This window comes from Rodentibacter ratti, assembly GCF_002000485.1.
Taxonomy (GTDB): Bacteria; Pseudomonadota; Gammaproteobacteria; order Enterobacterales; family Pasteurellaceae; genus Rodentibacter; species Rodentibacter ratti.
The window spans coordinates 64,512-91,222 of sequence record NZ_MLAJ01000007.1 but is presented as its reverse complement, the minus strand read 5'-3'; the positions used below and the strand labels follow the sequence as shown (position 1 = coordinate 91,222).

General features: G+C 40.1%; 27 protein-coding genes and 1 pseudogene. 20 read left to right on the top strand and 8 right to left on the bottom strand.

What is annotated here, in order from left to right; genetic code table 11:
- Position 1 precedes the first annotated feature (1 nt).
- From BKG94_RS07560 to BKG94_RS07525, 8 genes are all read left to right on the top strand, one after another.
- Positions 2–520: an iron transporter gene (locus BKG94_RS07560; protein WP_077435860.1), complete on the top strand. Its 519-nt coding sequence runs from the start codon at positions 2–4 to the stop codon at positions 518–520.
- Positions 521–749: 229 nt separating this feature from the next.
- Positions 750–2,156 (top strand): Fe-S-containing protein, encoded by a 1,407-nt coding sequence (locus BKG94_RS07555; protein ID WP_077435858.1) that lies wholly within the window; start codon positions 750–752, stop codon positions 2,154–2,156.
- 2 nt (positions 2,157–2,158) lie between these two features.
- Entirely contained in the window at positions 2,159–3,490 is a 1,332-nt protein-coding gene (locus BKG94_RS07550) for an ABC transporter permease (protein WP_077435856.1), read from the top strand.
- Positions 3,477–4,610, top strand: coding sequence for an ABC transporter permease (locus BKG94_RS07545; protein WP_077435854.1), 1,134 nt, complete (start codon positions 3,477–3,479; stop codon positions 4,608–4,610). Before BKG94_RS07550 ends, BKG94_RS07545 begins: the two co-directional genes overlap by 14 nt.
- Before the next feature lie 47 nt (positions 4,611–4,657).
- On the top strand, positions 4,658–5,329 hold the full coding sequence (locus tag BKG94_RS07540; protein WP_077435852.1) for an ABC transporter ATP-binding protein: 672 nt from the start codon (positions 4,658–4,660) through the stop codon (positions 5,327–5,329).
- Positions 5,319–5,801: a TlpA family protein disulfide reductase gene (locus tag BKG94_RS07535; RefSeq protein WP_077435850.1), complete on the top strand. Its 483-nt coding sequence runs from the start codon at positions 5,319–5,321 to the stop codon at positions 5,799–5,801. The genes BKG94_RS07540 and BKG94_RS07535 overlap by 11 nt, the downstream gene beginning before the upstream one ends.
- A gap of 17 nt (positions 5,802–5,818) precedes the next feature.
- Positions 5,819–6,127: a c-type cytochrome gene (locus tag BKG94_RS07530; RefSeq protein ID WP_077435849.1), complete on the top strand. Its 309-nt coding sequence runs from the start codon at positions 5,819–5,821 to the stop codon at positions 6,125–6,127.
- Between the two features lie 105 nt (positions 6,128–6,232).
- Positions 6,233–6,856: a lipoprotein HlpB gene (locus BKG94_RS07525; RefSeq protein ID WP_077435847.1), complete on the top strand. Its 624-nt coding sequence runs from the start codon at positions 6,233–6,235 to the stop codon at positions 6,854–6,856.
- A gap of 44 nt (positions 6,857–6,900) precedes the next feature.
- Here BKG94_RS07525 and BKG94_RS07520 read toward each other — a convergent pair whose 3' ends face one another.
- The 5 genes from BKG94_RS07520 to BKG94_RS07500 are packed head-to-tail and all read right to left on the bottom strand — an operon-like array spanning position 6,901 to position 11,695.
- Complete coding sequence (locus BKG94_RS07520; protein ID WP_077435845.1) at positions 6,901–8,007, bottom strand: lytic murein transglycosylase; 1,107 nt, start codon at positions 8,005–8,007, stop codon at positions 6,901–6,903.
- Positions 8,008–8,032: 25 nt separating this feature from the next.
- Positions 8,033–8,836, bottom strand: a complete 804-nt coding sequence (locus tag BKG94_RS07515; protein WP_077435843.1) for a glycosyltransferase family 2 protein — start codon at positions 8,834–8,836, stop codon at positions 8,033–8,035.
- A gap of 14 nt (positions 8,837–8,850) precedes the next feature.
- The gene (locus tag BKG94_RS07510) at positions 8,851–9,732 is read right to left on the bottom strand and encodes a glycosyltransferase family 2 protein (RefSeq protein ID WP_077435792.1); all 882 of its coding nucleotides are present in this window, start codon (positions 9,730–9,732) and stop codon (positions 8,851–8,853) included.
- Positions 9,725–10,924, bottom strand: a complete 1,200-nt coding sequence (locus tag BKG94_RS07505; RefSeq protein ID WP_077435790.1) for a hypothetical protein — start codon at positions 10,922–10,924, stop codon at positions 9,725–9,727. Before BKG94_RS07505 ends, BKG94_RS07510 begins: the two co-directional genes overlap by 8 nt.
- On the bottom strand, positions 10,925–11,695 hold the full coding sequence (locus BKG94_RS07500; RefSeq protein WP_077435788.1) for a glycosyltransferase family 25 protein: 771 nt from the start codon (positions 11,693–11,695) through the stop codon (positions 10,925–10,927).
- Between the two features lie 127 nt (positions 11,696–11,822).
- On the opposite strand from BKG94_RS07500, the gene BKG94_RS07495 reads away from it, so the two are divergent.
- The 12 genes and pseudogenes from BKG94_RS07495 (at position 11,823) to BKG94_RS07435 (ending at position 22,144) form a co-directional block, all read left to right on the top strand.
- On the top strand, positions 11,823–13,346 hold the full coding sequence (locus BKG94_RS07495) for an MATE family efflux transporter (protein ID WP_077435786.1): 1,524 nt from the start codon (positions 11,823–11,825) through the stop codon (positions 13,344–13,346).
- The gene (locus BKG94_RS07490) at positions 13,343–14,302 is read left to right on the top strand and encodes a polysaccharide pyruvyl transferase family protein (protein ID WP_077435784.1); all 960 of its coding nucleotides are present in this window, start codon (positions 13,343–13,345) and stop codon (positions 14,300–14,302) included. The genes BKG94_RS07495 and BKG94_RS07490 overlap by 4 nt, the downstream gene beginning before the upstream one ends.
- Positions 14,299–15,051 (top strand): YdcF family protein, encoded by a 753-nt coding sequence (locus BKG94_RS07485; RefSeq protein WP_077435782.1) that lies wholly within the window; start codon positions 14,299–14,301, stop codon positions 15,049–15,051. Before BKG94_RS07490 ends, BKG94_RS07485 begins: the two co-directional genes overlap by 4 nt.
- A gap of 269 nt (positions 15,052–15,320) precedes the next feature.
- A complete protein-coding gene (locus BKG94_RS10125) occupies positions 15,321–16,265 on the top strand; it encodes an RHS repeat domain-containing protein (RefSeq protein WP_341860670.1) in 945 nt (314 codons plus the stop codon).
- Positions 16,266–16,277: 12 nt separating this feature from the next.
- Positions 16,278–16,724 carry a tetratricopeptide repeat protein gene (locus BKG94_RS07470; protein WP_077435778.1) on the top strand — a complete coding sequence of 149 codons (447 nt, stop codon included), beginning with the start codon at positions 16,278–16,280 and terminating at the stop codon, positions 16,722–16,724.
- A gap of 123 nt (positions 16,725–16,847) precedes the next feature.
- Positions 16,848–17,354 (top strand): hypothetical protein, encoded by a 507-nt coding sequence (locus tag BKG94_RS07465; protein ID WP_077435776.1) that lies wholly within the window; start codon positions 16,848–16,850, stop codon positions 17,352–17,354.
- Between the two features lie 26 nt (positions 17,355–17,380).
- Positions 17,381–18,253: an RHS repeat domain-containing protein gene (locus BKG94_RS10105; protein ID WP_077435774.1), complete on the top strand. Its 873-nt coding sequence runs from the start codon at positions 17,381–17,383 to the stop codon at positions 18,251–18,253.
- A 37-nt stretch (positions 18,254–18,290) separates the two neighbouring features.
- A complete protein-coding gene (locus tag BKG94_RS07455) occupies positions 18,291–18,617 on the top strand; it encodes a hypothetical protein (RefSeq protein WP_077435772.1) in 327 nt (108 codons plus the stop codon).
- Positions 18,618–19,086: 469 nt separating this feature from the next.
- A complete protein-coding gene (locus tag BKG94_RS07450; RefSeq protein WP_077435770.1) occupies positions 19,087–19,608 on the top strand; it encodes a hypothetical protein in 522 nt (173 codons plus the stop codon).
- 218 nt (positions 19,609–19,826) lie between these two features.
- The gene (locus BKG94_RS07445) at positions 19,827–21,152 is read left to right on the top strand and encodes an RHS repeat domain-containing protein (protein ID WP_077435768.1); all 1,326 of its coding nucleotides are present in this window, start codon (positions 19,827–19,829) and stop codon (positions 21,150–21,152) included.
- Positions 21,153–21,170: 18 nt separating this feature from the next.
- Positions 21,171–21,722 (top strand): annotated as a pseudogene (locus BKG94_RS10135) (RHS repeat-associated core domain-containing protein); the annotation flags it as partial.
- Positions 21,723–21,730: 8 nt separating this feature from the next.
- Complete coding sequence (locus tag BKG94_RS07435) at positions 21,731–22,144, top strand: hypothetical protein (protein WP_077435764.1); 414 nt, start codon at positions 21,731–21,733, stop codon at positions 22,142–22,144.
- A gap of 271 nt (positions 22,145–22,415) precedes the next feature.
- Here BKG94_RS07435 and pgi read toward each other — a convergent pair whose 3' ends face one another.
- Genes pgi through BKG94_RS07420 form a run of 3 tightly spaced genes read right to left on the bottom strand, consistent with a single transcriptional unit; the run spans position 22,416 to position 26,589 of the window.
- Complete coding sequence (gene pgi / locus BKG94_RS07430) at positions 22,416–24,065, bottom strand: glucose-6-phosphate isomerase (protein WP_077435762.1); 1,650 nt, start codon at positions 24,063–24,065, stop codon at positions 22,416–22,418.
- A gap of 25 nt (positions 24,066–24,090) precedes the next feature.
- Entirely contained in the window at positions 24,091–25,173 is a 1,083-nt protein-coding gene (alr, locus tag BKG94_RS07425; protein WP_077435760.1) for an alanine racemase, read from the bottom strand.
- Between the two features lie 9 nt (positions 25,174–25,182).
- Positions 25,183–26,589, bottom strand: coding sequence for a replicative DNA helicase (locus BKG94_RS07420; RefSeq protein WP_077435758.1), 1,407 nt, complete (start codon positions 26,587–26,589; stop codon positions 25,183–25,185).
- Positions 26,590–26,711 lie beyond the last annotated feature (122 nt).

Below are 26,711 nucleotides of genomic sequence, written 5' to 3'. Positions count from 1 at the left end.
TATGAAAAAAGCACTTATTGCGACCGCACTTAGCGCCGGTTTATTCGCCGCAAGCGCACAAGCCTTTACCGAATACCCGATCGGCGAAGCCGTGACGATGAATGATATGGAAATTGCCGCCGTTTATCTGAAACCCATTGATATGGAACCTCGTGGTATGGGTTTACCGGCAGCCAAATCCGACATTCACCTAGAAGCGGATATTCACGCAGTGAAAGGCAATAAAAATGGCTTTGGCGATGGCGAATGGATGCCTTACCTCACCATCAATTACACCTTAGTCAATACCGATACCGGCGAAAAACAAGAAGGCACATTTATGCCAATGGTCGCCGGTGACGGTCCGCATTATGGTGCAAACGTAAAAATGATGGGCGTGGGTAACTACAAATTAACCTATCATATCGATCCGCCATCAAAAGCAGGTTTACACCGTCATACTGATGAAGAAACCGGCGTTGGTCGTTGGTGGAAACCTTTTGATGTAAACTATGAATTCAAATTCACCGGAATTAAATAATGCTTTACAATGTGTGTGAATACATTGGATTCAAGCACAAAATTTAGGGTTTATTTGTAGGGACACACTGAGTGTGTCCGTTTTCCACATATTGAAATAATTTATTTTTACGGCGGACACACGCAGTGTGTCCCTACTTTTGTGTATTTGCTACATAATATCGGCGTAAACGCTTAACAAAACAACATATTGTGCCAATATATGTTATCACGATGATATTTTTTGACTTATGACTTACTTTTTCGTTTTTCTGCTTCAATCGCTCTTACCCATTTCAATTTTACTCGGTGCCTCTTGGGCAATAAAACCAACGCCCCCCTCTGTAAAAACGATCATTTGGCTGAGTCTTTTCGGATTAATAAGCGGCGTTATACTGCGTCTTGGGTTGCCAAATAGCCAAGTGGCAAATCTTGTTCTTACCCTCATTTTTCTAAGCGCATTTTTACTTTTTGCCCTCAGTCTATGGACAAGATCCACCCAGTTAGCCCTATTTTGGCAATTTATTTTAATGCTCATTGCCGGGGCGACTTGGGCGAAAGATCCCAATATCACCGCCCTCACTAACACGGATATTATTAATACCGATTTTATTTTGAATCTCAGTGCGGTCATTTTTGGTGTCATTTTATGTTTTGCCGTATCAATATGGCTCTACTTTTTAATGAAACAACAGCAAAAAACAAGCGGAAAATCGACCGCACTTTTTGCCCTAACATCGCTACTTTGGTTCATTTTAGTGATACCGCTTGTGGGCGAATTATTCCTTATTTTGATGAAATTACAGCTCATTGAACTCACCAAAGTGCGGTTAAGTTTTGTGGCAAAATCGGGGGCGATGACCCGTTGGCTCAATATCATCTGCCTTGCGGTGATGTTCATCAATTTAGGGATTTTCACCTTTCAAACGCACCTTAAACGCACGTTACAAGCCAAAGCCGAACAAGATCCTATCGAAAAACGCAAAAAATTAGCCTCGGTGCAAATCTCAAAACGTCTGATTAATTGGGGTGCATTGGCAATGATTTTTATTGGTGCAAGCCAACTTTACTGGGAACAGGTTGCTTCACGCCCGCCACAACTGTCGGAAGCCATTCCCGTTACACTTGATCAAGGACAGCAAGTGCGTATTCCTATTGAGCAAGTGAAAAACGGAAAACTCCATCGTTTTGTCTGGATTGCCGATGACGGCAAAGCCGTACGCTTTTTTATTATTAATCGTCAACCGAATAAACTCAGTCTTGCCGCAGTCTTTGATGCGTGCTTATTATGTGGTGATCAAGGCTATGTGATGCAAGGAAATCAAGTGGTTTGCGTGGGTTGCGGTGTCCATATGTTTATTCCGTCCATTGGCAAACCGGGTGGCTGTAATCCTGTGCCGATTGAAGATTGGCAACAAACCCCAAATGAGCTGATTATTCCCCGCAATTCGTTGGAGGACGGACTGAATTTATTCAGCACCATTGTGGAAATTGAGGTGCAAGATCCTATTAGCGGTAAAAAATTAAAAAACACTCAAACAGAGCATAAATACAGCTTTGAGAACCGCACTTATTTCTTTGAAAATGAAGCAAACCTTGAACAATTCCGCAATGATCCTGAAAAATATTTGAACCGCGGAAATGAAAAAGAGGAATAACAATGTTAGCGAGAATGTTATTTCAATCTTGGCGTTTTGGTATCAAACGTAAATTATTAGCCATTGTGACCATTTTTTTGGCAGCTGGTCTGGTTTCCGCCTTGCTTGCGGTTTCCATTGACATTGGCGATAAAATGGCAAAAGAACTGAAATCTTATGGCGCTAACATTTTGATTGAACCGGCAAGTAATGCGGCATTACCCGATGAACTCAATACGAATATTTCCCTTTCCGGTCAAGATTTTATTGATGAAAAAGAGCTCCCCAATATTAAAGATATTTTCTGGCGTAATAATATTGTCGGCTTTGCCCCCCAATTAACGGCAAAAGTCAATGTGACCAAAACTTCAGAAAAAACAACCGCTCTTCCGCAATCCGTCACGATTTTGGGGACATTTTTCGATCATCGCATCGCGATCCCCGATGAAGAAGATTATCACACCGGACAACGCATTATCAGCCCCTATTGGCAGGTGCAAGGTGATTGGGTGAATGATGAAAATGACCAGTGGGGGGAAGAGATTCCCGTGCTTGTAGGGGCGCAACTTGCCAAACTGAACGGCTGGAAAATTGGCGATACACTCAATTTAAGCCATCAAGACAAGGATTTTTCCGCTCAAAGTGCGGTCAAAATTCAAGGTATTTTAACCACCGGTGGCACAGAAGATAATCAGATTGTGATGCCGTTAAGTGCAGCCCAAGCCTTATTGGGTTTGGAAGGCAAAGTGCAATCGGTAAAAGTATCCGCACTAACCGTGCCGGAAAATGCCCTCTCCCGTAAAGCACGAAGTAATACCGATGCCCTTGATGCGGAAGAATACGACCGCTGGTATTGCACCGCCTATGTATCTTCAATATCACACCAACTGGAAGAAGCCATTTCCGGTGCCATTGTGCGCCCTATTTGGCAAGTTGCCGCCTCTGAAGGGGTGGTCATCAGCAAAATTCAATTATTACTCTCGGTCGTTACCGTAGCTGCACTCATTGCAGCGGCAATGGGCATCGCCTCGCTCATGAGTTCCAGCATCATTGAACGAAGCAAAGAAATCGGCTTAATGAAAGCATTGGGGGCTTATCAATGGCAGATCGTTTTGCTGTTCTATTGCGAAGCCCTATTGAGTGCATTAATTGGTGGGATATTAGGCTGTTTAGCCGGCTGGGGCTTGGCAAAATTTATTGGCATGACCCTTTTTGGTACTGCTCTCAGTTTTGCTTGGATTGTCGTTCCTTGCGTGCTTATGCTTTCAATCCTGATTGCCCTGATTGGCACTTGGTTCCCGGCTCATCGCATTGCCAAACTTTATCCTGTTGAGGTGCTGTATGGCAGACAATAAAAGTATGTTTTGGCGACTTATTTTCCTTGCGCTCCGTCTGCGTTTACAACGGGTGATGATTATTTTCACAGCTTTAACGGTGGGGGCAAGCATTGTTACCGCTATGGCGGCAGTCTATTTCGACATTAACACTAAAATGAGCCAAGAACTTCGTACCTTTGGTGCCAATTTCTATATTGGTTCGAGCACAGGCGAAATGATTTCAGTCAGCCAAGTTGATGAGATTTTACAACAAGCCCCTGAGGGATTAATCACTGCCGCCAGTCCCTATCTTTATGGCGTTGCACGCAGCGAATTGGAAAAAATCGTCATTATGGGCGTTCGTTTTGCTGATATGCGGGTTTTAGCGCCCTATTGGCAAATTAGTGGCTCGGCGATTAATGTGAATTTTGATGATCGCAATGCAATGATTGGTAAAACCCTTGCCGAACGCCTCAATTTAAAAATCGGCGATAAACTTCAGCTCTCCAAAAATGCCGTGGAAAAACACCAATTTACCATTAAAGCCATAGTAGAAGCCGGTGATGCCACCGACAATATGCTCATCGTTAATTTTGATTTTGCACAGAATTGGTTGGAAAAAGAAGGGCTTGCCAACAATGCGTTACTCAATGTCAGAAATGAACTGGGTCTGGTGGATCAGTTCGCTGAAAAGATTATGCAGCAATATCCGGATCTCACCGCCCACCCTATTCGTAAAGTTTCCGCTTCTGAAGGACAAATTTTAGACAAAATAAAAGGATTAATGGGATTAATTTCGTTGGTGATTTTAGTATTAGCCACCCTTTGTGTGAATACTACCTTGATCGCCATCGTCGGTGAACGAGCCAAAGAATTTGCCCTACAAAAAGCATTAGGAGCAAAACAATCGGATATTATTAAACAAATTTGTACAGAAATTCTGATTATCGCAGTTTGTGCAATTTTAGTCGGATTTGTACTGGGCTACTTACTTGCACAGGTTTTAGGTTTAACCGTATTTAAATCTTATATTGATATGCGTTTACCGGTCTTCCCGATCACCCTCGTGCTCTCCTTGTTGGTCGCATTTGTCGCCGTCGTTATTCCAACACGTCGAGCATTAAATATTCAAACGGCGAATGTATTAAAAGGTGAATAAATATCGTAAATCAAGCCCAATCCGCTTAGAAAATAAAAGAGAAAGTTATGACTCAATTTGTTATCGAAACAGAACACTTATACAAACGATTCGGTCAAGTCACCGCACTTGAAGACATTAATATTCAAATTAAACAAGGCGAATTTGTTGCCATTATGGGGGCATCCGGCTCAGGAAAAACCACCTTGATGAATATTCTCACCGGTCTGGATACCGCCAGTGAAGGAAAAGTCATTTTAGACGGGATTGATGCCGCTCAATTGGATGAAGTCGGCCGACAACGTTTTCGTGCGGAAAAAATCGGTTTAGTGTTCCAGCAATTCCACTTAATCCCCTATTTAACCGCCCTTGAAAATGTCATGCTCGCTCAACATTATCACAGCGTCATTGATGAAACGGCGGCAAAAGGCGTATTAGAACAAGTGGGATTAGGACATCGTATCGATCACCGCCCAAGCCAGCTTTCCGGCGGAGAACAACAGCGTGTTTGTATTGCTCGCGCCCTTGTCAATCAGCCTCCTGTGATTTTCGCCGATGAACCCACCGGGAATTTAGATGAAAAAAATGAGGCATTAATCTTAGATTTATTGCAACAATTAAACCACCAAGGGAGAACCATTGTGATGGTGACTCATAATCCGGAATTGGGCGAACTCACCGATCGCACCATTTATCTTCAACACGGTAAATTTTTAAGAGAAGAACGAAATGAACATTAAACTTTTACTCAAATCACTCTGCTTAAGTGCGGTCATTTTTAGCACCGTTTCCTGCAAAGAAGAAAAAGCGACACTCGGTCATATTGCCCCGGAACTCGCTGCCTATGATCTGCAAGGCAAACAAGTGAACTTAAAAGATTGGCAAGGCACCCGATTGCTCACCTTTTGGTCGGAAACCTGCGGTCATTGTATGGCGGAGCTCAAAACTTTTGAACAACTGAATGAAGCTTATCCAAATAAGGTTCGGCTTATTGCCATTAATGTTGATGGTGAAAACATGGACACCAACGCCGTCGTAGCCAAACATCAACTCACCCAATCGGTGATTAAAGATCAAATGAAAATCACCGCCGAGCGCTATCAATTAGTGGGTACGCCCACCTCTTTTATTATTGATGACAAGGGCTATATTCAAGCGAAATTTGAAGGTAAAATTCCGCAGCAAGAATTAGAGAAATTATTTACAAAGTAAATCATTAAGGATCCTCAATGAAAGCATTGCGTTTATTTCTTGGCTGCCTATTTTGTCTTCCTGTTTTGACTCAGGCTGAAAATTCTGACTTCATCAAAGCAGAAAAGATTTACAAACGTTCCTGTGCCACTTGTCACGGAAAGAAAGGTGAAAAACCGGCAATGGGTGAATCAAAAATCATTAATCAATTAAAAACAGAAGAAATTTCAACCGCACTTTTTGAGCGTAAAAAGGGAAATATTGTCAGTGCCGGTAATCCTGCCAAACAACGTTTAACCGAAGAGGAAATCAAAGCCTTGTCTGAGTTCGTGCCAACATTAAAATAAATTTCTTGCAAAAATTTTAAACTAATCTGAAAATAGGCGGTCTCAGGGAAACGTGGATTTAATCGTCCAAGAAGTACTTTTTAATTTCAACTTAAAGGATTATTCATGAACAAATTGACAAAAATTACTGCAACTGCATTATTTACTTTATTCTTAACTGCTTGCGATAAAGCGGCAGACAAAACGGCAGATGCGGCTAAACCTGAAACAACCCAACAGTCTGAAGCAGCTAAACCGGCTGAAACAGCAGCTCCGGCAATGACAGCAGAGGCACAAGAAAAAGCAGATTACGAAAAATTAATCGCTTGGAATCAAGAACAAGGTGCGGTGCAAGCTCAAAATCAGCAAAAATTACAGCAAGCATTAAATTCTGCAATGGAAGCAAAAGACGAAAATAAAGTAAAAGCAGCGGTTGAAGAATTTAATAAAAATGTTCAAACCAGTATTGCAAGTTTAGATGCACTTGATGTGAAATCTGATTTAATCGGCAATGCGAAGAACAAAACAAAAGAAGTACTAACCCTTGCAAGTGAATTATTAGTTGCTCAAGCCAACCTGAAAACGGAAGAAGATCAAAAAGCTTACGCTGAGAAAGCAATGAAATTACAAGGTGAAATGCAATCTTTAGCTGAACTTGGTGCACAAATTGAAGCTAAATTTAACCCTGCTCCAGCTCAATCAGCTACCCCTAGCACAGAACAACCGGCTCAAGCACCGGCTGCAAAATAATTTAATTCATCGAACAAAAAAAGCGGTCATTTGACCGCTTTTTTTTATAATCCCACCCGTTCCTTAATTCGGTCGGCAAACATTCCGATACTCACGGCAAAATAATTAGATTTATTCCAATCTAAAATCGTGCGGAAATTATTGGATACTAAAAATGCTCTCCCAACCTGTTTATCCGGGCGTACAAGCCAAAGATCAGCATGAGAAAGTGCGGTCAATTTTTCTTGATCTTGCGCACTAAAACCCAATGGCATCACCCCTTGGGCTTGCCAATCACGTAAAGAACGGGCTTTATTTTTCTCAATACCGGAAAGGGATAAATCAAGAGACTGGGTTAGTGTCACTTCGATACCCCAAGGCAATTTGTTGTCCCAGCCGACAGTATGTAAATAGTTCGCAATAGAGGCAAAAGCATCGAACTGGTTTGTCCAAATATCTTTCACGCCATCACCATTACCATCCGCTGCATAATTTAAGAATGCACTTGGCATAAATTGGGTTTGCCCCATTGCGCCTGCCCAAGATCCCAACATTCTAGGACGTTGAATATGATCACGTTCCAACATCTTCATTGCATTAACGAATTCTTTGCTAAACAAGGCTTCACGTCTGCCGTCAAAGGCAAGGGTCGCCAAGGCGGATAATACATCATAACTCCCTTGGTAATGCCCGAAACTACTTTCCATACCCCATAGCGCAAGAATATATTCTTGTTGTACGCCATAACGCTGACTTGCCTTTTGAAGCGGTACTTGAACTTCCCAATAACGATCCTCTGCCACATTCACTTTATTATTGGTGAGGACTTTATTGAGATAATTGGTTGTGCCGTTTGGATTCAATACAGGAGGTTGGCTTGGATCACGTTTAACCGCTCTTCCTGCCTGTGCCCGATCTAAAGCAACGGCTTTTTCTACATAACGAATATTATGTTGTGCATTTAAAGTCGCAAGAGAAACGCCTTCCGCGGCGGCTTTGCCTTTTAAAAATTGCACATAATCATGAAAGTTATCCAATGTACGGGGTTTGGAATAAACCGCATTACGGCTAACTGTCGGGATCTTATTCGCTGATGCGGTTTGACTGTTGCCTGAACAGCCTGCCAGTAAACAAGATAAAAGTGCGGTTGATAATAAAGAGATTTTTTTCATTTACTTTCCTTCTTTTAACATGATTTTATTTTCTTAAAAATTGATGATAAGCCGTCTTTAACAATGAAGTCGGCAATAAACGGGAAGCCGAACGCAAAATAAAAATCAGCATTCCCGATCCAAAACTTTGTATGCCTAAACGATATTTGAGTTTGAATAACCGCCACTCCGCTTTAGCCTGATTCAAACCACGTCGCCGCCCGACCATGCCATTGCCAACCCGGGCATAAACCAAAATATCCGGTAAATTTGCCACCGCTTGACCTTGTGCCACCAGTTTAATCCATAAGTAATAATCTTCTTGCAGATCTTCATAACCGCCGCAATTTATCACCGCAGTTTTCTGATACGCCACCGTCATATGGTTAAAAGGACAACGTTTTTGGGTAAATTTCACAATATCCGCCGCTTCTGTCGGCACACGACGATAGGCGACAATATCATTGACGTTCTCGCCAAACTCGGCAATTTGTCCACCAAAAATAATGGTGTCGGGGTGTTGTTCAATAAATGCCACTTGTTTGGCAAAACGCTCCGGTACGCAAATATCATCGGTATCCATACGGAAAACCCACTGGTGAGTACAGTGTTTTAGTCCTTCATTTAAGGCATTTCCTAATCCCCGATTTTGCGGTAATTTCACTAATTTTAGCGGTAACTGTGTTTCAAACTCCGCCACTACCGCTTCTAATTCTTCGGTAACCGCACCATCAAATATCAATACGATTTCATCCGCCTGATGGGTTTGTGCCACTAAGCTTTCAAAACATTCCCGTAAAAATTGTGGATTTTCCTTAATATATAAAGACATTAAAACTGAAAATTTCATTATAACCCTTTTTATTAGATAAACCGTTTCAAATTCAGTGCCAGTTTCGGCGAAATCAGCACAACTATCGCAATCACAAATTGTTTAATACTTTTGGTTTGTTTAAAAATATCAAAATAATAATACGCCGCCTTGCGTGATAAATTCATGATGTGTGGATAAGCCAAAATATAGCTGGCGTTAATGTTGAAATTATGTGCTTGCTCTTGTGTTTCCACATAATGCTCACGAATATAATCAATGGCTTTTTCCGTATTAGTAGTATCCGTTGACACACTGGAACGTTTGGTATGGAAAGTGCAATAGGTCAAAGGCTCATCCATTCTATAAGGTTTAAAAGTAGGATCTTTAATTAATTTCAACAAAAAATCATAGTCTTCTAAGGAACGAAGTGCGGTCGATAATCCGCCAATTTTTAAGAAAAGATCTTTTTTCACTGCCACCATCGGCATACCGCCAATTTTATTGGCAAGCAAAATCCGTTCCACACTAATTTCTTGTGGTGGAATCGGTTTGGTCACATAGCTGAACCCTTCATTCACCATTTCGCATTTGGCGGGGTGGTAAATAAAATTAATATCGGGATGTTGGTTAATCACCTCTGCCAATCGCTCGCATTTATTCTCAGCAAAACGATCATCATCATCTAAAAATAGCAACCACTCGCCCAATGCCGCACACGCACCGACATTTCGACTTTCCGCTGCCCCTTGATTGGCTTCATTACGAATCACGTTCACCTTAAAGGGATAAGGCTTCTCCACCACAACAGGCTCTTTCGAGTGATCATCAACAATCACTACCTCAAACCCTTTGTAGGTTTGCTGAGTTAAACTTTCCAATAAAGCGAGAATTTCCGATTTTCGATTGTAAGACGGAACAATAATACTAAACATTTTTTCCCTCATTCTGTGCTAAGAAAATGCGTTGTTTGCCGTGAGAGCCAAATAATGACAAAAACATTAACATCACAAACATAATGCCCGGAAAGGCAAAGGTATCGGCTTTAATATTGCAAGCAGCAAGAATGACAAAAGCGGAAAGAATGAATTTCCAACTGCCATCAAACCAATTTAATGCCACTTTGCGAACAAAATAAAAGGTGACGAAGAAACAAACCAACATATACGCCACACCACCGTATAAAATCTGGCGTAAAAAACCGGAGTCCGTATTGCCATAATAACGTCCTGTTTCTAACTGCCCTGTCATATACATACCATCACCGCTGATAAATTGTTTCAAAGTCGGCATAAATAGATGATTTTTAACGAGAGTATCCGTAGAAGAACTGGCAAAACCCGCACCGTGCAATAAATTAATAACCGGTTCTAAGGCATGAGCGACATAAGGATTTTTCGGCATAAAATAAGCCAAACCCAGCACCAAGAGCAAAAATGCAATCAATGAAGGCACATATCGCCATTTAAAATACACCGCAATACTCACCACGGAAAGTAACAAAAAGGTTCTGCCGGAAATCAACCCGATACAGAGCATCAAAAACACCAAAATACTCGGTATGCTGTTATGTTTTACATTATAGGCTAATAAAAAATGGAACAGCATTAAGTAAAATAAACTCAGCTGAAAAAAAGCGGTGGCCGTGATGTTATACAGACGGTATTCCTGTTCCGAACCATAAAATCGCGCGGGCAAAACCGCATTGGTTGAAAGCAAAAAATCCACTAAAAAGGAGACGCCAAACAACGCTAATATACCAAACACAAATTGCACCACCACCCCGATTTTCAAATCCCGTACAAGCCGTTGTTGCCCATTTGGTATCCCATAAAAAGCGTTATAAAACCCAATACCGAAAATAAATAAAATCAGGGATTTCACATACATGATGATCACTGAAAAATCCCTTGTGCCATTAATCAGCAAAGGCACGACACTTAATAAAATAAGCCCTAACAATACAGCTAAACTATCCATTGGCACCACAATGCCTTGGATGTTTTGTTTTTTCACATAGCGATAAATTAAAACGCCAAATGCGATGCCCCCCACCACAACAGACATACGCACCACATGGAAAAACCACGGATCATAAATATAGAAAAGATTAAAAAGTGCGGTCATTTATTTTCCTAAATTTTTCTGAATCGCCATTATTTTTTTCAACGGATATTTCATCAATTTTTTCGCAAGATTATTGGCTTGTGAACCTCGAATCGCCTCAAGATTACTCACTAATTGGGGATTTTCAATCACCATTAACGGACGAACCACTTGATTTGGCAAAGTCAGTTGTGTTTCAAATAACAAAAAGTCGTCGGCAAGCCAAAACGGTTTTCCTTGTTCAAGCCGTTTGAGAAAAACCCGTGCGGCTGATTTTTTGATCAAATAGCCCACAGTGCCGGCAAAATAGCTTTTATAAGGATAGGCATAAGCCACCGCCCCGGCTTTATGACACAAAAATGAAAAGGTCGTCGGATAATTAATTTCCAGCTCTGCATCATTAAAGCGAGCAATTTTGGATTGCCCGATAAGCACAATCGGCATGGCATTATTTTGCTTTAAAAGTGCGGTCAAATTCTGTTGGAAATTTGCTGCAAACAAGGCATCGTCTTCGCATACCAAGGCATAATCATCCTCTGCCACCGTCTCATCTTCTACCATCAAACGATACACCGCAAGATGACTAAGCGTACAACCGATTTCGCCTTTGGTCACTTTACGCCCGTAACGCTGCTCAAATTGTGCCAAATCAAACTGTTGTGCCAGTTCTTCCCATTCCAGTTGCATGGTATTGATTGCAGAAAATACACAAAAATCCGCCGTATCGGGTTGCGCAAAGAAAAGCGCACGACGTTGTTCATCTTTATCTAGGGAAATCAAATATTTATTCATTATTCTCTCAACTAAAACAGTATCGTCTATTTGATTAATCAAATGGCAAATAGTTGCATAAAAGATTGCTGATTATACTAAAGAAATCTATAATTCCCCACCAATTTTAAGGCAAAAATCAGTCACCATGTCGAACAAAACCATTGCTAAAAATACCCTGTTTCTTTATATCCGCATGCTCTTTAACATGGGGGCAATGCTTTACATTTCCCGTGTTGTATTACGTGTGTTAGGGGTGGAAGATTTCGGGATTTATAACATTGTCATGGGCGTGGTGATTTTGTTTTCATTTTTTAACGGTACGATGACGGCGACCACACAACGTTTTATTAATGTGGAAAAAGCCTCTAATGATTCAAGCCGAGTCAATATTATTTTTAATATCAGCCTGTTAAATCATCTCTTTATTATGTTTGTGGTAGCCGTGTTGGCGGAAACCATAGGGCTTTGGTTTTTAAACCATAAACTCAATATTCCGACAGAAAGAATGTACGCTGCCAATATTGTGTATCAGATTGCCCTGCTTATTGCCTTAATTGAAATTATTAAAGTGCCTTTTAATGCCATGATTGTCGCCCATGAGCGAATGGCATTTTATGCTTGGCTTGGTTTAAGTGAAAGCGCATTAAAACTCTCGGCTATCTTCATTTTAATGCAGATTGAGCAATACGATAAACTCATCAGTTATAGCCTATTATTACTGGCTGTCAGCTTGCTTGTTTTTTTGCTTTATTTTAATTTTACCCGCCGTACCTTTTACAGTGAAACCCGCTTTCGTTTCTACAAAGATTTAAATAAAACAAAAGAAATGGCGAGTTTTTCCGGGTGGATGTTACTCGGGCAAACCGCTTATGTCGCCTCAACACAAGGGTTAAATATGGTCATCAACCTGTTTTTTGGCGTCACCGTGAATGCCGCAGTAGGGATCGCCACCCAAGTGGATACCGCAATTTATAGCTTTGTGAATAACTTTCAGGTCGCCTTTAACCCGCAACTTGTGCAATCTTATGCGGCAAAAGATGAGGAACGCAATAAGATACTGATTCTCGGCACATCAAAGTATTCCTTTTACCTTATTGCGATTTTATCTGCGCCGGTACTCTATTTTCCCCACACCTTGCTGACCTTTTGGCTAGGCGATCATTTACCCCTATATGTACAGCAATTAGTACAAATTACCCTACTATGTTCGCTGATTAGTGCCATGGCAGGATCATTTTGGATGACGGCACTGGCTATCGGTACAAACAAAATTAAGCAATACAATATTATGATTGCAATGATTGATCTTTGTACCGTGCCACTCGCTTATTATTTATTTACACTCGGTTATAGTCCGATCTATGCTTTTATCGGCAGGTTTTCCACCGCACTTTTCATGCAAATTTACCGCTTTTATTTTATTAATAAAAAAATTAAATTTAACCGCAAAGCGTTTGTCACATACTTATCTAATATCGGCATTGTATTTGTTCTCCTAATCGGGCTTATTTACTTGTCGGATACACAGCGTATTTATACGTTCTCGGAATTTATCACTCAGTCCATATTATTAGAATTTGGGCTGATTGCCGTGATTTTATTATTCGGCTTAAATCGCACAGAAAAAGCCTTCTTATTTGGCTATATTTTGAAAAAGGTAAAAAAATGAATTCAACATTAGTTTCTCTAAAGCAACAACTCGATCCCATTGCGGGTTTAATCAAAGATAAAAACGATGTGTTTTACTTTGACTACCCATTACATTTGAATGTGGGTGATTTATTGATCTATCACGGAACGGAACAATTTTTTAAAGATCATCATATTAATGTGACATTAAAACGTTGTGAGTTTGATCTGGATATTAATGAGGTAAAACAAAAGATTACCCCAAATACCACCATTTTGTTACACGGTGGGGGTAACTTTGGGGATCTCTATCCGCAACACCAAAAAATTCGTGAGGCAATGGTTCAGTATTTCCCAAATAATCGCATCATTGTCTTGCCACAAACGCTGTATTTTAAAGATCAAAAAAATCTCGAAAAATCAGCCGCACTTTTCAATCAACATTCGGATTGCCACTTACTTGCCCGTGATGAACGCACGGCGGAAAGTTTCCAACAATTTTCCTCAAAGGTAAGATTATCACCGGATATGGCACACCAGCTTTACGGCACCTTACCCACCAAACAAGGCAACACAGGCAAACAACTTTATTTTTTACGCAAAGATATTGAAGCCAGTGAAGTGGAAAAAAATATCCTTGCCACCCTACCGGCAAATTCAAATGTGAGAGATTGGGAGGATATTCTGACTCGCTTAGACAGTATTGTTTTAGCGCTCAGTTGGCGTATGAGTAAATTTGCTCATCAACAAAATTGGGCTTGGCTGAAAAATCTTTTCCACCAATTTTGGTTTGCTTACACCAAACGTATTGTGAAACGTGTCGCAGCGGTATTTTTACAAAATGATCGGATCACCACCACCCGTTTACACGGCCATATTTTCTCCTGCTTACTGGAAATTCCAAACCGAGTATGCGACAACGCTTACGGTAAAAATTCCGGTTATGCCAATTTATGGACGAAAAATATTGATTTTGTGGAAATTGATAAAAAATGATGGAACTCAAAAAACTTATCACCGCCATGATACTCCCGCCATTTAATATTTTAATTTTATGGCTATTGGCATTAATTTTGGCAAGGTTCAATTTCAAAAAACTGAGCCGAATTTCCACCGCACTTGGGATTACCCTACTCTATATATTGAGTATTCCTTTTACCGCTCAAACCTTAAAAGATAGTTTAGTGACGGAAGATCATTTAACCCTCAATGACTACAAAAACGCCCAAGCCATTGTGTTATTGGGCGGAGGATTACGGGATAGCAAAGAGCTTTATGCCCCTCTCGCTTCTACTGCGATTCAGCTTGAACGCTTACGTTATGCGGCGTATTTACAAAAAGAAACGGATTTACCGCTTCTTATCACAGGGAGAAGCCCGACGGGTGCAATCGAAGCGAAAGTGGCGGCGGAAGAATTACAACAGTTCTTTCATGTGCCAACAAAATGGATAGAACCTCACGCCTTAACCACCAAGGAAAACGCACAATTTACCAAGCAAATATTGGAAAAAGAACAGATCAACAAAATTATTCTGGTAACCAATGAATGGCATATGCAACGTGCCAGATTACTTTTCCAACAACAGGGATTTGAAGTCTTACCCGCCAGTGTCGGTGAAGGCATTACACCCAAAGAGTACGGCTTGAATCTCATGCATTTTATTCCGCAAGGTGGGGCGATGGCGAAAAATATGCAGCTATTAAAAGAATGGATCGGCTATTGGAAAGAAAAGTCATCCCTTTAACGAGAAGCGATTAATCCTTTGTATTTAATTCACACAAGCATTAATTAAGGCTGGGAGCCATTAAATAGTTCATATCCTAGAAATAAAAAATGAAGTGATGTTCTATGAGTAAAGTTTATTTTTTATCTGCTAGGTGATGAGTACTGTTCTTTTATTGAAATTATTCAGAAGTTGAATTATCTTAATTCATTAAAATAGAGATTCATTATTCGCTCTTTAACAATTCCGCTCTATAAAATCAGGATTACCGCTGGAACGGCAAAAACGAACTGGTCGGCATCACTACGCCAAAAGGTGAAGTCTGGCACTATAAATACGATGCCTTAGGCAGACGGATTTCAAAAGAATGTCCGCAACAACATCTACGCATTGAATACCTGTGGGACGGCGACCAGCTTGCCTACACCCAAACCTTTAAAAACGATGAAATTGTCAGTGAACGGCACAGTATTTTTAATGGCTTTGAGTTAATCGCTCAACAAGACCACTATCAACAGCTTAAGCAAACCATTGATGGCAATGTTGTAGAGTGGAAATTTGAAACCAATTATGCGATTGTTCAACCAAACGGCAAGGTATTAGGACTACTTGCCCCTAATGGTAAATTAAGTTGGAGAGCACAGAATAAAAGCCTATGGGGACTGACTTTTAGCAACTATAACCGAAATTCACCATTAGAGCCTAATCTATTATTTGCAGGGCAGTATTTTGATGAAGAAAGTGGGCTAGCATATAACAGGTTTAGATATTACGATCCTGAAAGTGGGAATTACCTCAGTTCAGACCCGATAGGATTATTGGGAGGGGAAACACCTTATTCTTATGTTCATAATGTTTTAGATTTTCTTGATCCATTTGGGTTGGCAGGTTGTTCTAGAAGATTACAATATATGGGTAAAACACCAGGAAAAAATAGTAAAGCAGGTAAAAACGTAATTGACCGAATGCGTAAACAGGGAAAAATAAAAGGTTATGGAAAAAATATGGAATTTAAAGCTGGTGATGGGCAATGGTATCCAATATCGCAGGCTGATATGGCTCACAGAACTGATGCAGTAAAATGGTGGAATAAAAAAGGTCGACAATACGGAGCTAAAGCTCCAGAAGTACGGAAATGGATGAAAGATTCCAGAAACTATTATTTAGAACATTATTCAATCAATCGTTCCCAAGGAGCAAAACTTGGAATTGAATATCTTCCTCCACTAAAATAACAGGAGTATTTAATGTTGTTAACAGAAAATGAGTTAAAACCTTTTAATAAAAAAATTGAGAAAGGAAATAAACTGGATGAAAAAGGAAAACACCAAGAAGCAATAAAAATCTATTTAGAAGCCTGGAATGATCTACCAGAACCTAAATTAGATCAGCCAGAAAGAATAGCAAATTGGTTAATGAATAGTATCGTCAATTGTTATATAGATCAGAACGACTTTCTAAATGCTAAAATGTGGGCTAAAAAAACTCTCGAAACAGAGAGAGCTAAAGATCCAATAAATTTTTATGAACATTTTCAAATGGGAGCTATTTATTTTGAATTAAATGAATACGATAATGCTCTAGGTTTTTTTGAAACCGTATATCAACGGGCTCAAAAAAGGGGATTTCAAGAATTTGATAAAAAATACTGGGAATTCTACTCTAAAAACAAAAAAATAAATTTCGCTCTTTAAAAATATATTTCTCCTTCAACAAGCGGTCAAAAAAACCAACTGTTTTTCCAATACGACCAAAACGGCAATGAAACCGACCGCACTTCCCCACAAGGGTTTATTCTCAAACAACATTTTGATGCGATGGACTGCCTCATTCAACAACGGGCAGGTTGGGAGCCGACACAGTTTTTTGACAAAGACGAACTGCGAGCCACCGGGATTGATGCCCCAAGTTTTGCGGAGGTCAATCAACATTACCGCTATGACAAGGCACTGAACACCCTTGAAACCAAAGATAAAGGCGAACAGCTTTATTTTACCCTCAACCGAAACAACCAAATCACCGCCGTTCACAACCAAAACCGTGAACAAGAACGCTATGCCTATGATGAATGTGGCTACCTCACCCAACGCCACGTAGGACATGAAAATTATGGCTTAATTCAAAACCCACATCACCCCGAATTTCACAATCAGCGGCAAATCATCCAACATCAGGATATTTACCAAAAAGGACATAAACTCCACCGCTTAAACGAAAACTACTACGAATATGACAAAGCCGGGCGGTTGGTCACCAAGGTTGAAAAACGGGACGGCTTTAGAAAACAGGAAACCGACTACCGCTGGAACGGCAAAACGAACTGATTGGCATCACTACGCCAAAAGGTGATGTGTGGCACTATAAATACGATGCTCTAGGCAGACGGATTGCAAAAGAATCTCCGCAACAACATCTACGCATTGAATACCTGTGGGACGGCGACCAGCTTGCCTACACTCGAACTTTCAAAAATGATGAACTTGTCAGTGAACGGCACTCCGTATTTAACGGCTTTGAACTAATTGCCCAACAGGATAACTATCAAACCCTCAAGCAAACCATTGATGGTAACTTCATCGAATGGAAGCAGGAAACTGGCTATGCCATCTGCCAACCGAATGGACAAGTCCTCGCCCTACTCAACCCCAAAGGCAGAACCCTTTGGCGAAAAGAGAAACAAACACTTTGGGGTTTATACTTTGCCAATGAATATAGGCAGTCAAATCCACTCAATCCACAAATGTTGTTTGCTGGGCAATGGCTCGATGAAGAAAGTGGGTTAGCGTATAACCGTTTTCGATATTATGACCCGAATACAGCGTGTTATCTAAACTCTGATCCAATCGGATTGGAGGGAGGTAGCACGCCGTATTTTTATGTCCAAAATCCTTTAGATTTTCTTGATCCATTTGGCCTAAAATGTATTAAAAATAAAGTAGATGGATTGGCAAGGGAAGATAGAGCAAGAAGAATTTTAGAGAAGCGTTATGGTAAAGAAAATGTATTAGGTGAAAAGATTTTAAGAGATGCCAATGGAAAAAAAGTTGTTGATCCACGAACTAATAGTGGTCGTAGGGTTGATTTTGTAGTCAAAGGGAAAGATGGTTCTTGGAAACCTGTAGAAATAACAAGTAGAACAGCAGATAAAACTCTTCAAATAGAAAAAGAGAGACGCATACAGGCTTTAGGTGGACGATTTATTCGTCATCCTCAAACAAAATGAAATTGAAGGTATTTCTAAAATAATAAGGGCAAAATGAATGAAAATTGATCTTCCTCTATATGATTATCAAGTATTTTTGAATGCAAATAAAAGCAAAGAATATCAAGAAAGAGTTTATTTAAGGACTAAGATCTTGGTAGATTTTTTATATAAAAATAATTTATTAGTTAACTTACTCCCTTACGATAAAAATGGTGATGTGAAATTGGATTTAATTATATATGAATCTAATGTTACGCCTGAAGGAGATAAATTATTTATGAAAACAATACCAAATTGGTATAAAGCCCACGATAGAGGTACACCTATTGAAAAAATTTCTATTTTAGAAAAAGGATTAAAAAAAATTAGAGAAAGTAAATAATATTGTTAATAGGTAGATTGTATTAAAAGGTTGGGTTGAAACCCCAACATTTTCAGAATCTTAAAACTCTGACGGCTTTCCAATCCGACCTACGGTAATATCTGCCTCCAACCCAACCTAACTTTTAGATGGAATTTTGTTTTCAAAACGCATTGCCTTTTGTTCTTTAAAAATTAACTCAATAGTACGCCGTGCAAGCGGTCGAATTTCCCTGAAAATTTGCAAAAATTAGATAAATCTGACCACTTGCTCTCTCCGTTATCAATAGTCAATTGCCAAGAAACCAAGCTAGAAGTATAGAACAAGCTGTTATCAATGCAAGAAAAGGTGCTACAAATAACACATTTACCAATATACAAAATAGTATTTCTCCAAATAGGTCACATTATGACGCAGCCGTAAAATGGGGAGAAAATTGGCTAAAAGAAAATGGCTACGGTCATTTATTAAATTCATAGGAGTTAATTATATGAAAAACGAAATAAAATCAGATGAAATCGTATCTTTAATTGTGAAAGGTAAGCGGAATTATAAAAGACCACAAGTTGGGGATCTCTTTAGCTTTGAAATTAAAGGCGTTGGATTTATTCATGGTCTTGTAGCTAAAAATGATCTAGTATGGAAAGAAGATAGCCCACCTGAATTTAGTATTGTGTACATCTATAAAGATGTTACTAGCGAACTTAGTTCTGACATTAATTTGAGCAAAGAGAATTTCCTCATCGAGCCAACTATTGTGAACGATATGCAATGGAGGAGTGGATATTTTCAAACATATAAAAATCTAACAAAAGATGAATATTCTAAATTAATTTTTGAAAACCATTGCTTATTTAACGATTTGAAAAATGATAACTATCAATATACAAATCAAGAAAATCAGCCCTGTGAAGAATTTTATCCTTTAGTTTCTAGATGGCTTGGTAGTGTTTTTACTATTGCTATAAAAAGTTATATTAAGTTATATCCTGATATAAAAATAACAGATTAGGGCTTCCCACGATGGCGCTCGTCTGTGGCGGATGATAAATGTTAAAAAAACGGTACTTGTTACAAAAGAGTACCATCATTGTTCTTTAAAAATTAACTTGATAACATGTTGTTCAAGCGGTCGAGTTTTCCTAAAATTTTGCAAAAATTAGATAAATCTGACCGCTTGCTCTCTCCGCTATCGATAGCCGTTGGCGTTATACCTACAACGAAAACGGCTTGCTCAAAAGCCTAACCGATGGCGAGGGGAACGTTACCCATTATGACTACGACCCAGGTTATCGCCTAATTCGCCTTATCACAACTGACGACAGCTATTTTTACGAATACGATAACCTCGGCAGAGTTATCGCGATTCAAAGCCTGTATAGCCGACAAACCTTTGACTACGACCTTAACGACCGTATTATCAAAGAAACCCAAAACGGCCACCGAATTGAGCGCACTTATGATGATGAAGCCCAAACCCTCACGAGAACGCTCTATATTGAGGGGAAAGATGAGACTATCATCACGCAATTTAAGTACAATAGTCTCGGTGAGTTAATTGAACTCAACTTGCCGGATACAAGCGGTCAAAAACACGCCTTATTTTTCCAATACGACCAAAACGGCAATGAAACCGACCGCACTTCCCCACAAGGGTTTATTCTCAAACAACGCTATGATGAAATGGATTGCCTCACCCAACAACGGGCAGGTTGGGAGCCGACACAGTTTTTTGACAAAGACGAACTGCGAGCCACCGGCATTGATGCCCCAAGTTTTGCTGAGGTCAATCAACATTACCGCTATGACAAGGCGCTGAACCCCCTTGAAACCAAGGACAAAGGCGAACAGCACTTTTTCACCCTAAACCGAAATAACCAAATCACCCAAATTCACAACCAAAACCGTGAACAAGAACGCTATGCCTATGATGAATGTGGCTACCTTACCCAACGCCAGGTAGGACATGAAAATTACGGCTTAATTCAAAACCCATACCACCCGGAGTATCAGGCACAGCGGCAAATTATCCCACATCAGGATATTTACCAAAAGGGGCATAAACTCCACCGCTTAAATGAAAACTACTACGAATATGACAAAGCGGGGCGGTTAGTCACCAAGGTTGAAAAACGGGACGGCTTTAGAAAACAAGAAACCAACTACCGCTGGAACGGCAAAAACGAACTGATTGGTATCACCACACCAAAAGGTGAGGTGTGGCATTATAAATATGACGCCTTGGGCAGACGGATTTCAAAAGCATGTCCGAAACAACATCTACGCATTGAATACCTGTGGGACAGCGACCAACTCGCCTACACTCGAACTTTCAAAAACGATGAACTCATTAGCGAACGGCACTCCGTATTTAACGGATTTGAATTAATCGCTCAACAGGATAACTATCAGCAACTTAAACAAACGATTGACGGTAACTTCATCGAATGGAAGCAGGAAACAGGTTATGCCATTTGCCAACCGAATGGACAAGTTATTGCTCTTCTTAATCCGCAAGGTAGAACCCTATGGCGAAAAGAAAAGCATAGCCTGTAGGGGTTACCATTTAGCAACTACAACCGAAACTCATCATTAGATCCTAATCTGTTATTTGCAGGGCAATACTACGATGAAGAATCGGGATTGGCATATAATCGTTTCCGTTACTATGATCCTGAAACATCAAATTACCTTTCATCAGACCCGATTGGACTAGACGGAGGGGAAACACCGTATTCCTACGTTCAAAACTCTATTGATTTTATCGATTCGTTTGGTCTCGCTTCTTGTCGTAGAAAATATATGGGCAATACACCAAGTAAAAATAGCCGAACTGGGCGGAAAGTCATTGAGAGAATGAGAAAAGAAGGAAGAATTCAAACTTTAGGCGGAAGAACTTTGTTCAAAGATTCAAAAGGAACATGGAGACCACTGTCTGAAGCTGATATGTCTCATAAAATTGATGCTGTAAAATGGTGGAACTCAACAGGTAAAAAATATGGAGCTAGATCACCCGAAGTTCGTAAATGGATGCGAGACCCTAATAACTATGAATTAGATTACTATAAAATAAATCGCTCAAATGGAGGAAAACTCTCTGACCGATATTTACCACCAATAAAATAGGAAAAATTATGATTTTAACAATTGAACAAGTGCATGACATTTTTAGAAAAATGAGTTCTTTTGGAAAAAGAACTCAAGAAGAAGAACTTAATTTTTTACTCAGCCTATGGAATGATCTACCTGAACCTAAAAATAAGCAGCCCGAGCAAATTTCTAACTGGATTATTGATTGTATATTTAATAATCTTTTTGATAACAAATACTACATTCAAGCTAAAGAATGGGCTCTTAGAGCTTTAAATAATGATACAGCTCAAGAGGGTGCTTATGAATATTTTCAAATGGGTCGAGTTTGTTATGAACTAGAAGAATATGATGAAGCCATGAAATATTTTTCTATTGCTTATGATCGAGGAAAAAAACGGGCTTTCAAAGAGTTTGATAAAAAATACTGGGAATTTTATTCCAAAAACAAAAAGTAAATTTCGCTCTTTAAAAATATATTTCTCCCTCAACAAGCGGTAAATATCATCAACTGTTTTTCCAATACGACCAAAACGGCAATGAAACCGACCGCACTTCCCCACAAGGGTTTATCCTCAAACAACGCTATGATGCGATGGATTGCCTCATTCAACAACGGGCAGGTTGGGAGCCAACACAGTTTTTTGACAATAGATCGGCTATTAAAAAAATAATTTCTTGCATAAAAAAATGCGGTCAAAACCGACCGCACTTTTCACTCAGATTTATTTATCGCCAGGCTTTAAATTGATTGATTAGCCCGTTTGTTGAACTGTCGTGGCTTGATACTTTTTCGCTACCCGCTAATTCCGGTAGGATACGGTTAGCCAGTTGTTTACCCAATTCCACTCCCCATTGGTCAAAGCTGAAAATATTAAAAATCACGCCTTGAACAAAAATTTTATGCTCATACATGGCGATCAATGCTCCTAAAGTGAACGGTGTGATTTTTTGAACCAAAATAGAATTAGTCGGTTTGTTACCGGTAAACACTTTAAACGGAACAATATCTTTCACTTCATCTAAAGATTTACCCGCTTTCACAAATTCGGCTTCCACTTCTTCTTTTGTTTTTCCGAATGCTAAGGCTTCCGTTTGCGCAAAGAAGTTAGACAGTAATTTGTTATGATGATCCGCTAATGGATTATGACTTTGTGCCGGCGCAATAAAATCACAAGGAATTAAAGTTGTGCCTTGGTGAATTAATTGATAAAAGGCATGCTGACCGTTTGTACCCGGTTCTCCCCAGATGATTGGGCCGGTTTGATAGTTATCGATGGTATTGCCATTGCGATCCACATATTTACCGTTTGATTCCATATTGCCTTGTTGGAAATAAGCGGCAAAACGATGTAAATATTGATCATAAGGTAAAATCGCTTCCGTTTGTGCACCTAAGAAATTGGTGTTCCACAATCCCACAAGGGCTAAAGTGGTAGGAATATTTTGTTCGATTGGTGCGGTGCGGAAATGTTGATCCATTTCGTGCGCACCGCTCAGTAATTGCTCGAAGTTCTCGAAACCAATGGAAAGCGCAATTGATAAACCAATGGCTGACCATAGGGAATAACGTCCGCCTACCCAATCCCAAAACTCAAACATATTATTGGTATCAATGCCAAACTCTGCGACTGCTTTGCCATTGGTGGAAAGGGCTGCAAAGTGTTTTGCTACCGCACTTTTATCTTTGGCGGAAGATAATAACCAATCACGAGCACTCTCAGCATTCGTCATGGTTTCTTGGGTGGTGAAAGTTTTAGAGGCAACTAAGAAAAGCGTGGTTTCCGGGTTCACTTTTTTCAAAGTTTCTGCGATATGTGTGCCGTCCACATTAGAAACAAAGTGCATCGTGAGATGATTTTTATAAGGGCGTAACGCTTCAGTGACCATATAAGGGCCTAAATCAGATCCGCCAATCCCGATATTTACCACATCGGTGATGGCTTTTCCGGTATAGCCTTTCCATTCACCGGAAATCACTCGCTGACAAAAATCCTTCATTTTTGCTAAAACCGTATTCACTTCCGGCATAACATCTTTGCCATCGACTATCACCGGGGAATTCGTCCGATTGCGAAGTGCGGTGTGTAATACGGCACGATTTTCAGTACGGTTAATTTTTTCACCGTTGAACATTGCTTCTTTTGCACTATCCAGCGAACATTCTTGCGCCAGTTGGCGAAGCAGCGAAAGCGTTTGTTGATTAATATTATTTTTTGAGAAATCTACTAAGATTTGATCCTTAAAGGTTAAGGAATAATCCTTAAAGCGATCCTTTTCTTGTTGGAATAAATCTTGGATTGTGATATTTGCCAACTCGGTTTGGTGAATATCTAATGCTTTCCAAGCATTAGTCGTAGTCGGATTGATATTTTTCATACTATTTCCTTCTATTAATTAAAAGCTAATCCACATACTCGGTTATAACACGTGGCGTTAATTTGGTAATCAATTCATAGCTCAGAATACCGGTAAATTTAGCGACGGTTTCAATCGGTAATTCTTTACCCCATAAAATCACTTCATCACCCACCTGATCTTGGCTATCCGCACCTAAATCTACAGTGAGCATATCCATGGAAACACGCCCTACAATCGGCACAATGCGTCCATTCAAATAAACCGGTGTACCTTCCGGTACATCGCGCGGATAACCATCACCGTAACCAATCGCCACCACCCCGATTTTAGTATCGCAAGGGCTTGTCCAAATACCGCCATAACCGACCGGTTCTCCTTTTTTATGATGACGTACGGCAATAAGAGAGGAAGTCAGATTCATAACGGGAGTTAAATTAAATTCAGCCCCCACCGTATCCGTTGGGGAAATACCGTACATAATAATACCGGGACGAATCCAATCCAGATGGGATTCTTGCCAAAACAAAATCCCCCCTGATGCGGCAATACTACGCTCTCCCTGTTTATCTTGGGTCACAGATAAAAAGCGATTAATTTGAAGTTGCGTATAATCAGATTCGAGCTCATCAGCCCGACTAAAATGGCTGACAAAACCTAAGTGCGGTTGAATTTGAGGGAGTTTTTTCAATTCTTGGTAAAATTCCTCCACTTCATCAAGGGCAACTCCTAAACGGTGCATTCCGGTGTCAATTTTAACCCACACTTTAATTGGGCTCGGCAGAATTGCTCGTTTTAATGCCTCGAGCTGCTCATGATTATGAACAATGGTCTCAATATTATTCACCGCCAAAATAGGCAAATCTTTTTCAGCAAAAAATCCTTCCAATAACAAAATAGGTTTGGTGATACCGTTTGAACGTAGTGCAAGTGCCTCTTCCAAACGTGCTACACCAAAACAATCAACATCGTTCTCTAAAGTTGATGCGACAAATACTACGCCATGCCCATAAGCATTGGCTTTCACTACAGCAATAATTTTACTATTCGGTGCTTTTTGTTTAATCACCGCTAAATTATGTTTTAAGGCTTGTGAACTAATTTTTGCTGTTGCCGGTTTTACGTTCATTCTTTTTCCTTAATAGTCATCATGATATTCTCGCTGTTCCGCAAGATTATCGAAACGTGAAAATTGCCCGTTAAATTTCAAACGTACACGACCGATCGGACCATTCCTTTGTTTACCGATGATGATTTCCGCTACGCCTTTATCTTCAGAATTATCGTTATAGACTTCATCACGATAAATAAACATGATCAAATCGGCATCTTGTTCTATCGAGCCTGATTCACGTAAATCCGAGTTTACCGGACGTTTATCAGCCCGTTGTTCTAAGGTTCGGTTTAACTGAGAAAGTGCGATGACAGGGACTTCCAGCTCTTTCGCTAAGGCTTTTAATGAACGTGAAATTTCCGCAATTTCCAAAGTACGGTTATCGGAAAATGCCGGTGCACGCATAAGTTGCAAATAATCCACCATGATAAGGCTCAGTCCGCCATTTTCACGATAAACACGCCGTGCACGCGAGCGCACTTCCGTTGGCGTTAAGGCAGAAGAATCATCAATATAAAGGTTGTTCTTCTGTTTAAACATACCGAATACGCTACTAATTTTATTCCATTCAATCTCATCCAGCCCTTGACCGGTACGAATTTTAGTTTGATCCACTCGGGCAAGGGAGGCGATCATACGCATCATAATTTGTTCCGCCGGCATTTCTAAACTAAACACTAACACGGGTTTATCACTTGCCATCGCTGCATTTTCACACAGGTTCATGGCAAAGGTGGTTTTTCCCATGGAAGGACGGGCTGCAACAATAATTAAATCGGAAGGTTGAAGCCCTGCCGTTTTTCTATCAAGATCCGTAAAGCCTGTTGTTACACCGGTCACCCCAGAATGGTTTTTCACTTTACTCAAGGTATCAATGCGTTCAATCGTGTTCTGTAATACCGCAATGACATTTTGCGGACCTTCGCTGGAAGAACTACGTTTTTCTGCAATGGCAAAAACTTCCCTTTCGGCCTCGTCTAAAATGAGTTTGATATCCTGTCCTTTTGGTGAATAGCTTTTCTCTGCAATGCGATTTCCCACGGAAATTAATTCCCGCAAGATCGCTTTTTCCCGAACGATATCCGCATACGCCAAAATATTGATGGCATTCGGCGTATTATTCGACAGCTCGGCAAGATAAGCAAAACCGCCGACTTCTTCACTGATACCTTTATTCTTTAATGCTTGATCAAGGGTAATCAAATCAATGGGCGATTGATTTCGGATGAGATCTTCCATTGTTTGAAAAATTGCACGATGTGCAAAGGTATAAAAATCATCTGAAATCACACGTTCAGCAATGCTATCCCAATGTTGATTACTCAACATAATACCGCCCAATACGGCTTGTTCGGCTTCAAGGGAATGAGGTGGAATACTAACTTGTGCGGTTTGTTTATCTGATGAGGTAATTTGCGGTTTCGAGGCCATAGATAGTTTGAAATACAAAAAGGATTGGTGTTTATGATACCGCAAATAGAGGGGAGGTTTAAGAAAAAAGTGCGGTCAGAAAAAACAAAGTTTTTTGAAGGTTGGCTTTGTCAACGGCTCCG